Below are 13,472 nucleotides of genomic sequence, written 5' to 3' on the forward strand. Positions count from 1 at the left end.
GTTCGGTACGTATTTGAGATATCAAACAAAATCACTTCGCCGCAAAGGTATTACAACTGGCGAGATTACCCGAATCAAACCCCGTCTTAAACCATTTCACCCGCTGCGCCGAACTACCGTGGGTAAAAGCATCGGGCTGTACGGCGCGACCCGCCATCTGTTGCAAGCGATCGTCACCCACAGCACTGGCGGCGGCAATGCCTTCCGCTAAATCGCCCGCTTCAAGTAAATTAAGTTGTTGATTGGCATAATGCCCCCAAATCCCCGCGTAACAATCTGCCTGCAATTCAAGTGCGACACTCAATTGATTCGCCTGCACTTTGCTGCCAGATTGTTGGGCTTGGCGCACCTTAGTGCTAGTGCCAAGCAGGTTTTGCACATGGTGGCCTACCTCGTGGGCAATCACATAGGCAAAGGCAAAATCGCCGGGCGCGCCTAGGGTTTTAAGCTCATCGAGAAAGCTAAGGTCGATATATACTTTGCTATCGGCGGGGCAATAGAAAGGCCCAGACTGCGCCTGTCCCATACCGCAGCCGGTGGAGGTCATATTGCGATAAAGCACTAACTTAGGCTCTCGATATTGACCCTTGAGTAACTGGCCCCAAACGGTTTCTGTGGTACCTAAAATGGCCGCCACAAACTGGGCATTCTCATCCTGTACAGCAGTCGTTGCGCTAGATTGGGATTGGCTAAGATTAGCTTGAGTGCTGGGGTCGAGTGACAGGCCACCGGTAAAATACTGAAAAGCGAAATAAATGCCGCCGATGAGCAACACCACACGGCCAATTTTGGTTCTCAGCAAAAAGGGCAAGAACCTGAGTAACAAAGCACTCGGCACGCCCGCTGATGCCATTTGCTGGCCGCGTCTGTCTTCGATATTGGAGCTTCTGTCAGTATCACGCCAGCGCATCGCATTCCTTCACTCTGTAGTTAAAAACACTCGTTAACCCGCTATTAAAATCGCTTAAATGCACAGCTCTATTTCGTATTTGCACTCTAGAGCCTAGTGGTTAAGAATCTAGTGATTAAGAGTCTAGTGGTTATTTCGCTTGTATATCGCTTGTGGGCGCGTCTTTCAATGAGCGTAAAAACAATCCCAAACCACCAAAGGCCAAAACGAGGATCACGATAAGTTCAAAGGCCGACATGGATTTAAAGTGGAATTGAATCGAGCTGATAACCCCCACAATCAAGGCCGTTAGCGAACCTAAACTCAGCAGCCAAGCTAACTTACTCTTAGCGTCAAAAAACACCATCACAATGCCGATAATAAACGGTAGCATCACCATGCCTGTGGTGATCGACATGCCTTGCCCAAAGGCATTCACTCGATATAAACCATAGCCCAGCCCAAAGCTAGAACTCACTTGTATTGCATTGAACAATAAATAAAATCCGCCACACATCATGGCCAGACCCATAAAAAATTGTCCCGTCCCGCCCTGTGTTCCGCCCGCACCTTTCATAGATATCCTTTCTAAATTAACGATTTTTGAGTGGCTTGTTCTATGGCCGTTTTCAGCCGTTGTTTTTCTTCCGCTGCTTTTGCCTTTTGGTACTCGTCGAGATTTTTATCCGCCTCGGCGACACAGCGCTGTTTATCTCGCATGGGCTCATAGGGATCGACATCAGTTCTGGCAGAACACGCTAATTCGGCGCAGCCAGACGTCAACAAAGTAGAGCACAAGACCAGCATAATCAACGGGGTTTTCATCATCAAGTACGCCTCAGCGGATCACAAAAATAACACATTTTATCCACCAGCAAGGAGCATATTGCCAATCCCACGCGCAGGCTCAGTAATCTCAAGCTTATTCGCGCCCTATGTTGACATAAATTACGCTAAGGCCAACACTCAATGGTGAATTTTTTATACCCATATACGACGCACTACAGTGGCTTAAATAAGGCTCTGCAATCCATGTGCAGGCGCTAAAGTTAACATAAGGAATGCCCTTGAATACTCTATTGATTGGGAAAGGTGATCAACAGGTTCACTTAAATCTTAAGTATGCTAATCGTCATGGATTAATTGCCGGCGCTACAGGGACAGGCAAAACCGTGTCGCTAATGAGCCTAGCCGAAGGTTTTTCGCGCCAAGGCGTGCCGGTTTTTATCACGGATGTTAAAGGCGATATCTCAGGCCTTGCGATGACGGGCACCCCAAGTGAAAAACTGCTACAAAGGGCGGCGCAAATTGGCATAGAGGATTATCACAACGAAGCCAACCCAGTGGTATTATGGGATTTAGCGGGCGTTCAAGGCAATCCACTGCGTACCACCATCAGCGAAATGGGCCCGACCTTACTCAGCCGAATTTTAGAATTAAATGACACCCAAAGCGGCATCTTAGACATAGTATTTCAACTGGCGGACGACCAAGGGTTATTACTGCTCGACTTAGATGATCTGCGGGCCATGCTTGCTTTGGTTGCCGAGGAGCGCAAAGAAGTCTCCGCCAAATATGGTTTGATCAGCGCCCAATCCCTCGCGGCGATTCAGCGCTCAGTGCTAGGACTTGAGCGCGATGGCGGCAAAGACTTTTTTGGCGAACCCGCGTTACAGCTTGAAGATTTAATGCGCACTAATTTGCAAGGGCGCGGCATCATCAATTTGTTAGCGGCGAATAAGCTGATTTTAACGCCACGTTTATATTCGAGTTTTTTACTCTGGCTACTGTCAGAATTATTCGAGAATCTGCCCGAAGTCGGCGATCCCGAAAAACCTAAACTCGTGTTCTTTATCGATGAAGCCCATTTACTCTTTGAAGGTTGCCCACCGAGTTTATTAAAACGCGTCGAACAGATCATGCGCCTTATTCGCTCAAAAGGCGTAGGCGTTTATTTTTGCTCGCAATTTCCTGATGATGTGCCGGGCGAAATTCTCGGGCAATTAGGCAATCGCATTCAACATGCCCTGCGAGCTTATACGCCAAGGGATCAAAAGGCCGTTAAAACCGCCGCAGAAACCTTTGTGCCTAACCCCAAACTGGTTGTCAGTGAGGTTATATCCCAGCTCGGCGTGGGCGAAGCCTTAGTGTCTATGCTGGCCGACAAGGGCGTGCCGACTGTGGTCGAGCGCGCACTCATCGCACCGCCGCGTTGTCGCATGGGACCCGCCACGAGTGAGGAATTACACCAAGTCCGCGCCCAAAGCCCGATTGGTGGCAAATACGATCATTCCATCAACCGCGAATCGGCCTACGAACTGCTTAACCAAAGACGTACCAGCGTTGCCACCAGCAACCCCACATCCACAGCAAATGATGGCCAAACGGGTCAAAAAGCCGAAGAACAAGGTTGGTTCAGCGAACTTATTTTTGGTAATAAACGCCGCCAAGGTTTAGCGGAGACCTTGTCCAAGCAAGCGGCACGCACTGTCGGCAGCCAATTAGGCAAACAAATTTTGCGCGGCATATTAGGCGGGATGTTAGGTAAATCGAGCCGACGCTAGGCATATAGTGCTAAGTGAAGCTTTAGTTCGAGCCCACTCATTCGATCGCACAAAATGACAAACTCTCATGAAAATAGGAGTACAGTGTTATAGATCGCATATTTTTTATACAGGTTAACGCTAGCATTAGCGTTAATTATTCTAAGTGATAGATGGATCATGGTACGGAATTCGGTGATAAGATTATTTTGCTGTAATCGCTCATTGAGGCAAATAAATTCACAGATAATTATCAATGATTTTAAATATTTGTAATTTTAAAATGTTGTAATTCGAGATCAAAATTTCGCTTCAATCAGGACATCATGGAACAGGTTCAATTGAGTACGGCTTACATGATTAGCCTGATGAATAACCAAAGAGTACATGGAGTTTTATATGAGTAAAGAGCAAAAAAACCGTAAAGAATCGAAGAAACAACCGCTGTTGTCTGCTAAAGAAAAGAAAGCAGCAAAACACGCGAAAAATGCCACTAAAGGTTTCTTAGATAACACTAAATAGTGTCTTGTTATTCAAAGGTTCATCCTCAAATAACACAAATAGGGTTAACTCAGGTTAGCCCTTTTTATTGTCCGTTTTTCCTTAAACCGACCTCGTTAAGCCCCAAGATATCGCCGCTGCAAAACCGGCTCAAATCTTCGTTTTATGATGCAAAAGTAGCAGCTATCGACTATAGCCTAATTGACCTTTTTCAGGTTTTATGTAGTTATATTCAGCAGGCTAAGGTATTCCAAGCTCGAAAGACCCTACATAACATTATAAAAAATAAGGATATTTCACAATGAAAATCAAAAAACGTTTTGTCGCCGTCGGCGCCGCCGTGACACTCACACTCAGTGCCGCCACTATGGCCGCTGCACCCGCTTTTATTAACATACTCACGGGTGGCACCAGTGGCGTGTATTACCCTATTGGTGTTGCCCTATCGCAACTCTATGGCACAGGAATCGAAGGCTCTAAAACTTCAGTTCAAGCGACGAAAGCCTCGGTAGAAAACCTCAATCTACTGCAAGCGGGCCGTGGCGAATTAGCGCTCGCGCTAGGTGACTCAGTCGCAGCCGCTTACCAAGGTGATATTGATGCGGGCTTTAAAACGCCACTGGATAAAATCCGTGTGCTCGCCTCTGCTTACCCTAACTACATTCAAATTGTTGCCAATAAAGAGTCTGGCATTAAAACTTTGGCCGATTTAAAAGGGAAGCGTATCTCTGTCGGCGCACCTAAATCGGGTACCGAACTCAATGCCAGATCAATTTTTAAGGCGGCCGGTTTAAGCTACGAAGACATGGGTAAGGTCGAGTTTTTGCCCTATGCCGAATCCGTTGAACTCATCAAAAATCGTCAGTTAGATGCGACCTTGCAATCGTCTGGTCTAGGTATGGCAGCCATCCGCGATTTAGCGGCGACTATGGCAATCAACTTTGTTGAAATTCCAGAGGATGTGATCGCTAAGATTAACAACCCTGCCTATCAACACGGCGTGATCCCAGCATCGACCTATGAAGGCCAAACCACTGACGTTTCTACCGTTGCCATTCAAAACCTGCTAGTAACGCAAAGCGGCGTGTCGGACGATTTAGCCTATCAAATGACTAAGATCATGTTCGAGCACTTAGATCGTCTCGGTAACGCGCACTCAGCCGCTAAATCTATTAGCTTAGAGAAAGCGACGAAAAATCTGCCGATACCGCTACACCCAGGTGCAGAGCGTTATTACAAAGAAGTTGGCGCACTCTAAGTTTTGCTGATATCTGTGCACCCTATTCCAAACTAAGCGATCGAGATGCCGTTGAATAACGGCATCTTTTATATTCAAACAGCCTCAAACGGTAGAATTCAGTCATTGATGCGCCTTGAATTGAAGCGGATCTGAAACTCGTATATTGAGGTAGCTTGGGTATATATATCGCCCTCTGTAGTCTAATGCTGTGAGGCATAATATGAGTGATCCCCAACAAGGTCTCAGCGCTAATACTGGCGATTGGCCCAAGGCGCTGTTCTATACCGCCTTAATTTTTTCTATTTTTCAAATCATCACTGCCGCTTTTCATCCCGTGTCGACGCAAGTGCTGCGCGCCACCCATATTGGCTTTTTGCTACTAGTGGTTTTTTTGAGCTATCCCGCCAGAGGTAAATCACAACCTTGGCAACCGCTCGCATGGCTACTCGGTTTAGCAGGCATGGCAACGGCGGCTTATCAGTGGTATTTCGAAGCCGACTTAATTCAACGTTCTGGCGAGCTGACCGATGCGGACATGGTGATAGGTATCACTTTGATCGTATTGGTATTTGAAGCGGCGCGCCGAGTCATGGGCTGGGCACTACCGATTATCTGCGGCATCTTTTTGGCCTATGGCTTATTGGGTCAATACCTACCCGGCGATTTGATGCACCGCGGCTATGGCTTCGATCAAATCATCAACCAATTAGCCTTCGGCACCGAAGGCTTGTACGGCACACCAACCTATGTGTCGGCGACGTATATTTTCCTGTTTATTCTTTTCGGCTCCTTTTTAGAACAAGCCGGGATGATCCGTTTATTTACCGACTTTGCCATGGGATTATTCGGCCACAAGCTCGGCGGCCCAGCTAAAGTCGCTGTAGTATCATCGGCGCTGATGGGAACGATTACTGGCTCAGGAGTGGCGAACGTCGTCACCACTGGCCAATTTACCATTCCATTGATGAAACGATTTGGCTATCGCTCCGCCTTCGCCGGCGGCGTAGAAGCGACATCGAGTATGGGCAGCCAGATCATGCCGCCGATCATGGGCGCCGTGGCCTTTATCATGGCCGAAACCATTAACGTGCCCTTTATCGAGATAGCTAAAGCGGCATTGATCCCTGCACTACTTTATTTTTGCTCAGTATTCTGGATGGTGCACTTAGAGGCCAAACGCGCCAATCTTTGTGGCCTGCCAAAAGATCAATGTCCCGATCCTTGGGCGGCGATTAAAGAACGCTGGTATCTCCTTATCCCCTTGTTTATTTTGGTCTACTTGCTGTTTTCGGGCAGAACGCCGCTGTTCTCTGGCATGGTTGGTTTAGCCCTAACCTCGATAGTGATCTTAGGCTCGGCCATCGTCCTGCGGTTGTCTTCAATGGCAATGCGGATTGCCTTTTGGATTGCCCTTGGGGTGTTGTGTGCTGGCTTCTTCCAACTCGGGATCGGAGTCGTGTTTGGGGTTATCGCCCTGCTAGTCGCCATTTGTTGGTTTATTAAGGGCGGCAAAGAAACCCTCACCGTTTGCTTGCACGCATTGGTTGAAGGCGCGCGTCATGCTGTGCCTGTGGGTATTGCCTGCGCCTTAGTGGGCGTGATTATCGGCATAGTGTCACTCACAGGGATTGCTTCAACCTTCGCGAGCTACATTCTCGCCGTTGGCCAAGACAACCTGTTCTTGTCACTCGTGTTGACTATGATCACTTGCCTAGTGCTCGGCATGGGGATCCCGACGATTCCTAACTACATTATTACTAGCTCAATAGCCGCACCCGCATTGCTCGACTTAGGCGTGCCCTTGATTGTGTCGCATATGTTTGTGTTCTATTTCGGCATCATGGCCGATCTCACGCCGCCCGTAGCCTTGGCCTGCTTTGCCGCAGCGCCGATTGCGAAGGAATCCGGACTTAAGATCAGTCTCTGGGCGATTCGGATCGCCATTGCAGGTTTTGTGATCCCCTTTATGGCGGTTTACGATCCAGCCTTGATGCTCCAAGGTGATAGCTTATTAGCGACGGGCTTTGTGGTGCTGAAGGCAACGGTTGGTATTGGTATTTGGGGCGTGATCTTTACCGGATATCTACTACAAAAACTCTACTGGTGGGAACGCGTTATCGGCTTCCTTGCGGGGGCAAGTTTGATCCTTGCGACGCCATTGAGCGATGAAATCGGCTTTGGACTCGCGCTGTTGTTTATCGTGCAGCACAGTTGGCGCGCGCGCAAACTCAAACGTCTGGCAGAGCAAGGATAACCTCTTGGGATTAGCCGTCGTTAATAAGTCTAAGGTAAAGCTATGCTAGGCCTATGTTTAGGCCTAGCAGGTACCCTGTGGGCGCAAGTGCCCACAGAGCACTTCACCTTGGCATGGAACCACACCATAGAGAAAATCCGCTGGGAGGAAGACTATCACGTCACGCCTCAAGGCTTAGTGCTGGTCGAAGCGAGAGTAAAAGGCACGGGTGCAGGCATGGACATCCCAGATGATGCCTATCTTAAAAATGGCAGCTGGCATTATCGGCCTAAGCTCCCTATTCTGCCTAAATTACGTTTAGGTCGCACACCCGAAGCGGGAGATTTTGATGTTTGTTTTGCGCAGGTCTCTGGTAAGGTACAATGCCAAGCCATGAGTCATTGGATTGGCGCGCCGAACAAGCAAGATGCCGCCGTTGAGGTGTGGGGTTGTGAACAGGCAAATGTCGCGCCTATTGATGTTCGCTAAGCGAGTAAATGACGGGCGGGTTAAGGATTAGCAATCATCAGCTTGCTGGTAAAAGCGGTAGCCATTTTTACCTTGGTGTTTCACGCGATACATAGCAGCATCCGCGCGATCGCAGCTTTTGGCAAAACTATCACCATAGCTAAATATATCGATACCGATACTCAGACCTATCTCCACGTCACAACCTTCAAGCAAAAAGCCCTGTCGATAAACATCGAGCAAGGATTGTGCGAGCATAGCTAGAGATTCAATATCGGAGGACGGCAGTATGATCACAAACTCATCGCCACCTAGTCGAGCGATCTTCGCTAACTCACCCGAGTGAGACACTAACGTATGCGCCACATGCATCAATAAATTGTCGCCAAACTTATGGCCGTGACGGTCATTTAAGGCTTTAAAACCATCAAGATCGATAAAAAATAATGCACCGCGCATATCCGGTTGCAAACACTCATCGAACGCTTTGGCTATGGCTTGGCGATTCATTAAGTTGGTGAGGGGATCGCTGTGCGCTAACAGTGCCAAATCCAGTTCGTAGCGTTTTTCTTGGGTGATATCGATATGACTGCCCATCATCCGCAGCGGCGTGCCATCGGCAAAACGCTCAACAATGCGCCCACGGTCAGACACCCAAGTAACGCTACCATCTTTATGCAACATTCTGTGTACTGCCTGATAGTAATCGGCCTTGCCACTGACATGATCATCAAAGGCTTTTATCACCCATGCTTTATCTTCTGGGTGTAACTTACTTTTCCAGATATCAACGTGGGCGGCTAATTCTTCAGGACTAAAACCGAGCATTTCGCCCCAGCGCATATTGAAAATGGTTAAATTCCCACTTGGAATATGCTGTTCCCACAGGCACAAGCCATTGCCATCGAGGGCGGCAAACAGTTTTTCTTCGGCACGACGATTCAACGCCGTTAACTGGGCGTTTTCGCGTTTGAGTTGAGCAATTTCAGCCTGAAGCTGTTTGATGTGTTCTGCTGCCGTATCCGATGCCACGAAAAATCTCTTTCATTAAAGCGGGAAAATCTCGTTCAGTGTAAAACACTCAATGCCGAAGCAAGATAGCGAGGAGTGCAAGATGAGCCAGAATCATGCTGGCCCAATCGAGCTTACACAGACTATCGCTATCATGCCACGCTTAGTCGCGCGTCAACACTTCAAGCAATTCAATTTCAAAGGTGAGATCTGAATTTGGTTTAATATGCGCACCGACTTGGCGCTCGCCATAGGCTAAATGAGCTGGCACTAATAACTTACGTTTACCACCGACTTTCATCCCCATAATGCCTTGGTCCCAGCCTTTAATCACACGGCCTGTGCCAATCACACATTGAAATGCCTGACCGCGATCATAGGATGAATCGAATTGGGTGCCATCCTGCAAAAAACCACGGTATTGGGTGGTGATCAGCGCGCCTTTTACCGCTTCTTTTCCTTCACCCACTTGCAGATCGATTACTTCTAATTCGGTCATTTCTTCACTCTCTTTTCTTTTCGTACTTAATAAATTGCGTGATATGTAACTTTGTGCAGGATTTTATCACCGACGACCACGCTTGTCGGCGCTATTGCCACATTTCTGCGGCTCGGTTCACTGCTTTATTCTTGAGAATAAGGTCACCATGGGCGATAACATCATCACTCCCCCTTTAAATAACCGTCAGTTAGCCCAATATATTAGCCGTATAGACGTTTTATTTTGGAGCTTTGCCATGATTATTGCCTGCCCCCATTGCGATACGTTAAACCGCGTTCCCTATGAGCGTGTAAACCAGCAACCCACTTGCGGTAAATGTAAGCTCAGTGTCTTTACGGCTACGCCGATTGAACTCACTAGCGCAAACTTTGCCAACCATGCCAATAAATCTGAGCTTCCCCTAGTCGTTGATTTTTGGGCCAGCTGGTGTGGCCCCTGTAAAAGTTTTGCCCCGGTATTTTCCGCGGCAGCTAAGACGTGGGAGCCTCAATTTCGCTTCGGCAAAATCAACACTGAAGAACAGCAAGCCCTTGCGGCGCAATTTAATATTCGCTCGATTCCCACTCTTATGATTTTCAAGCAAGGGAAAATACTCGCGCAGCAAGCGGGCGCTTTACCTCAGTCAGCCTTAAATCAATGGTTAAAAAGCCATAGTTAATCGCAGATAACTTTTTCGCGCCCATAAAAATACCCAGACTAGCTGGGTATTTTGTTTTACGTGGATCTCAATCTACTGACATCAGATATCCCAAAAAACATGGGCGATAATGCCTAGCACTATCATGCTGATAAAGTTGATGATCATACCTACTCGCACCATTTCCGATTGCTTGATATGGCCAGAACCATAAACGATCGCATTGGGCGGCGTCGCCACTGGCAGCATAAAGGCGCAGGACGCGGCGATACCAATCAGCACAGATAACATCACAGGCGATACGCCTAATGCCTCGGCAATTGCAGCAAATACAGGCACTAACAGTGCGGCGCTGGCGGTATTACTGGCAAACTCGGTCAGCATCACCACAAAGGCAATCACAGCAAAGACGAACAACGACATGTGCGTACTGCCGAAAATATCTGTCATCCAGTGGGCTAAAAACACGCTGGTGCCTGTGGTTTTCAGTACCGCACTTAGCGTTAAACCGCCGCCAAACAGTATTAGTACACCCCAATCTGTGGTCGATTCAATCTTCTTCCAGCCAACTAAGCCTAAGCCCGCGAGCAAAACAACCGCGCCTAACGCCACTATGGTATCGAACTGAGTGATGCCACCTAATGCTTTGGCTAATGGCACACTGAAAATCCAGCAACATACTGTCGCGAGGAAGATAAGCAGGGTGAATTTACCTTGGAACGTCAGCTTCTGCGCTTCAACTTGCACATCGAACTTGGCAGAAAGATCCGGCTTAAAATACCAATATAAGGCAATCAACATTAACGGCAACATGAGGATGACGGTTGGAATACCAAACTTGAGCCAGTCACTAAAACTCAAGCCAACTTGCGCCGCAGCAATCGCATTCGGTGGACTGCCCACTAAAGTACCGATACCGCCGATGTTGGCCGAATAGGCAATCCCGAGCAGTAAGAACACATACGTGCTGTGATATTTGTCACGATCTAGTTGCTGCAAAATCCCGAGAGCCAATGGCAACATCATCGCCGTGGTGGCGGTATTACTGATCCACATAGAAAGCAGCGCAGTTACCCCAAACAACATGAGGCAAGCGATACTGAGTTTGCCCTTAGAGGCTAACAACAACTTTTGTGCGATTAAGGTATCAATCTTTTGATGGTGCAAGGCAGCTGCGAGTACGAAGCCACCGAAGAATAAATAGATGATGGGATTAGCAAAGCTACTCATTGCTTCTTTGGTTTCAAACACCCCAAAGAATACGGCGAGTATAGGCACGAGAATCGCAGTGATACTGATGTGAATTGCTTCGGTCAACCAAAGAATGCCAGCGAAAACCAGAATCGCCAGACCCGTGTTCACCCCTTGTTCGAAAGGTAAGCCGTAATAGAGTGCAAATAACAGCACAATATCCGCCGCTAGGATCAGCATTTTCTTTTTATCGAGCCCCTCGCTGACGGGAGCTTTGTGAGGTGGAACAGTGCTTGGATCTGTTGATGACATGGTTACAACCTTAATACCATTTTATTTTGACGCAAATTTAGGGCATAGATCACACTTGGCAAAGCGGTTTATTTTGTAATTTTATCACCCAGCAACAACATTTATTGCTGAGACAGCGCGCATAAATAGCCGATCCGCGACAATAATCACCAAATTCTGATCGACACCTTTGTTTTTAATTTTCAAACGAGCAAAGATCGAACAAAACCTTACCCATGCTGTAATTTTATTAATGTTTAAAACTGCGATATAGATCACGCCACGCTTTCTGCCAAGGTGATAAATAGCCAATTCATCATACCTTCTTATTATTTGTAGGATTCGGTATGAGCCTCCAAATTTGGCACTAAATTGAATGTGTGTGGCGCTAAATCGAATATAGCTGTCGTTGAACGGGCACTAAAACAGCGATGCAGTGAAACCACGCGTTCAACACAAAACCATTGCAACAAAGCAACATAGAAAACCCAATATCTACATGAATAATAAACACAAATATTATTCACCACCACAGTCAATCTAACTCACTTTACCCTGTCAGCGATCCAGCCTAAAGTCGCGACCGCAACCCTGCCTAGCGTATAATATTTGTCTGTTTTCGGAACCGTCCGTGGAAAAAATTGCCTTAACTCAGTCGGCTCAAAAGCCCAGTCTTTTCGTCCCCGTAGCAGGGTTAAGTTTGTTTGCTTTGGCATCTGGCTACTTGATGAGCTTAATCCCACTGTCACTCACTTTTTTCGAACTCAGCACTTCACTTGCCCCATTACTTGCGAGTATTTTTTATTTAGGTTTACTGCTGGGAGCGCCTTGTATTGCTCCCATTGTTTCCCGTATCGGTCACAGTAAAGCCTTTATCCTTTTTTTGAATATCCTGCTTTGCAGCGTTGTCGCTATGATATTAATCCCCAAAAGTGGCGTCTGGTTAGCCTCTCGACTCGTCGCGGGATTTGCGGTTGCAGGGATTTTTGTGGTGGTTGAATCATGGCTATTAATGGCCGATACCCAAAAGCAACGCGCTAAGCGGCTTGGGCTTTACATGACAGCGCTTTATGGCGGTACTGCCATAGGACAATTAGCCATAGATTATTTAGGTACAAAGGGCAATCTACCTTACCTAGTGGTTATGGGATTATTAGCCGCAGCAAGTTTACCTGCGTTATTGGTAAAACGCGGTCAACCTCAGGTAAGCGAACAACAGTCAATGTCATTGTCTGCGCTAAAAAACCTAAGTCAGCCTGCCATTATGGGATGTTTAGTCTCTGGATTATTGCTCGGCCCTATCTATGGGTTACTGCCTATTTATGTGGCACTGGATATGGGGCTTGATCAGCAAACAGGACAATTTATGGCCCTCATCATAGTGGGTGGCATGCTAGTACAGCCTTTAGTCAGTTATTTATCTCCTATATTTAACAAAAGTGGCTTGATAGTGAGCTTTAGCCTACTGGGCGTCGCGGCATTATTGCTACTCAGTCAGCATTCAAGTATGACGCTGATTATTGGATTTCTATTACTTGGCGCCAGCGCTTTTGCCCTTTACCCGATTGCAATCAGTCTGGCTTGTGACAACTTGCCTGCTAGCCAAATGGTTTCAGTGGCGCAAGTGATGCTGCTGAGCTATTCGGTGGGGTCAGTGATAGGGCCATTAGTTGCCAGCCGCTTTGGCCAAACGGAGTTCGGCTTACTCATTTATTTAGGCATATGCTGTATTCTGAGCAGTATTTACATTTTTGCTCAATTACTTATTAACACTAAGCCCAGTTTTTCTTCGCCTTAACAGGCCCCATAAAATACCTTGCACTGCTACTTAATTGGAAGCGACTTAATAGACAGGCACTTAACTCAGTGACTTAATAGGCTGGCACTCAATAAGCCGCCACTTAATGAAGGCATGTTCATCGAGTGGCTCAAATAGAAACACCTGCGCTAAATTCAACACAAAAAG

The 13,472-nt window shown here is 47.3% G+C and carries 13 protein-coding genes; 7 read left to right on the forward strand and 6 right to left on the reverse strand.

Annotation, left to right across the window (positions count from 1 at the left end):
- Positions 1-31 precede the first annotated feature (31 nt).
- The 3 genes from KV201_RS01435 to KV201_RS01445 form a co-directional block, all read right to left on the reverse strand.
- Positions 32-910: a neutral zinc metallopeptidase gene (locus KV201_RS01435; protein ID WP_226058311.1), complete on the reverse strand. Its 879-nt coding sequence runs from the start codon at positions 908-910 to the stop codon at positions 32-34.
- 130 nt (positions 911-1,040) lie between these two features.
- Positions 1,041-1,466 (reverse strand): hypothetical protein, encoded by a 426-nt coding sequence (locus KV201_RS01440; RefSeq protein WP_011845643.1) that lies wholly within the window; start codon positions 1,464-1,466, stop codon positions 1,041-1,043.
- 11 nt (positions 1,467-1,477) lie between these two features.
- On the reverse strand, positions 1,478-1,717 hold the full coding sequence (locus KV201_RS01445) for a hypothetical protein (protein ID WP_172599622.1): 240 nt from the start codon (positions 1,715-1,717) through the stop codon (positions 1,478-1,480).
- A gap of 239 nt (positions 1,718-1,956) precedes the next feature.
- Here KV201_RS01445 and KV201_RS01450 point away from each other — a divergent pair, with 239 nt between their 5' ends.
- From KV201_RS01450 to KV201_RS01465, 5 genes are all read left to right on the forward strand, one after another.
- Entirely contained in the window at positions 1,957-3,453 is a 1,497-nt protein-coding gene (locus tag KV201_RS01450; protein ID WP_226058312.1) for a helicase HerA-like domain-containing protein, read from the forward strand.
- Between the two features lie 378 nt (positions 3,454-3,831).
- Positions 3,832-3,954: a hypothetical protein gene (locus KV201_RS22505; RefSeq protein ID WP_006079924.1), complete on the forward strand. Its 123-nt coding sequence runs from the start codon at positions 3,832-3,834 to the stop codon at positions 3,952-3,954.
- 280 nt (positions 3,955-4,234) lie between these two features.
- Positions 4,235-5,191 (forward strand): TAXI family TRAP transporter solute-binding subunit, encoded by a 957-nt coding sequence (locus KV201_RS01455; RefSeq protein ID WP_226058313.1) that lies wholly within the window; start codon positions 4,235-4,237, stop codon positions 5,189-5,191.
- A gap of 202 nt (positions 5,192-5,393) precedes the next feature.
- Positions 5,394-7,427, forward strand: a complete 2,034-nt coding sequence (locus tag KV201_RS01460; RefSeq protein WP_006079922.1) for a TRAP transporter permease — start codon at positions 5,394-5,396, stop codon at positions 7,425-7,427.
- 42 nt (positions 7,428-7,469) lie between these two features.
- On the forward strand, positions 7,470-7,895 hold the full coding sequence (locus KV201_RS01465) for a DUF1850 domain-containing protein (RefSeq protein WP_226058314.1): 426 nt from the start codon (positions 7,470-7,472) through the stop codon (positions 7,893-7,895).
- Positions 7,896-7,922: 27 nt separating this feature from the next.
- Here KV201_RS01465 and KV201_RS01470 read toward each other — a convergent pair whose 3' ends face one another.
- Both KV201_RS01470 and KV201_RS01475 read right to left on the reverse strand, forming a co-directional pair.
- Positions 7,923-8,906 (reverse strand): diguanylate cyclase, encoded by a 984-nt coding sequence (locus KV201_RS01470; protein WP_226058315.1) that lies wholly within the window; start codon positions 8,904-8,906, stop codon positions 7,923-7,925.
- Positions 8,907-9,048: 142 nt separating this feature from the next.
- Complete coding sequence (locus KV201_RS01475; RefSeq protein WP_011845636.1) at positions 9,049-9,384, reverse strand: FKBP-type peptidyl-prolyl cis-trans isomerase; 336 nt, start codon at positions 9,382-9,384, stop codon at positions 9,049-9,051.
- Positions 9,385-9,622: 238 nt separating this feature from the next.
- On the opposite strand from KV201_RS01475, the gene trxC reads away from it, so the two are divergent.
- Complete coding sequence (gene trxC / locus KV201_RS01480; protein ID WP_226058316.1) at positions 9,623-10,045, forward strand: thioredoxin TrxC; 423 nt, start codon at positions 9,623-9,625, stop codon at positions 10,043-10,045.
- Positions 10,046-10,126: 81 nt separating this feature from the next.
- Here the strand turns inward: trxC and KV201_RS01485 are convergent, their stop codons facing one another.
- Positions 10,127-11,527, reverse strand: coding sequence for a DASS family sodium-coupled anion symporter (locus tag KV201_RS01485; protein ID WP_226058317.1), 1,401 nt, complete (start codon positions 11,525-11,527; stop codon positions 10,127-10,129).
- Between the two features lie 610 nt (positions 11,528-12,137).
- Here KV201_RS01485 and KV201_RS01490 point away from each other — a divergent pair.
- Positions 12,138-13,304: an MFS transporter gene (locus KV201_RS01490; protein WP_226058318.1), complete on the forward strand. Its 1,167-nt coding sequence runs from the start codon at positions 12,138-12,140 to the stop codon at positions 13,302-13,304.
- Positions 13,305-13,472 lie beyond the last annotated feature (168 nt).

The sequence above is a fragment of the Shewanella sp. SR1 genome, assembly GCF_020447145.1.
Lineage (GTDB): Bacteria > Pseudomonadota > Gammaproteobacteria > Enterobacterales > Shewanellaceae > Shewanella > Shewanella baltica.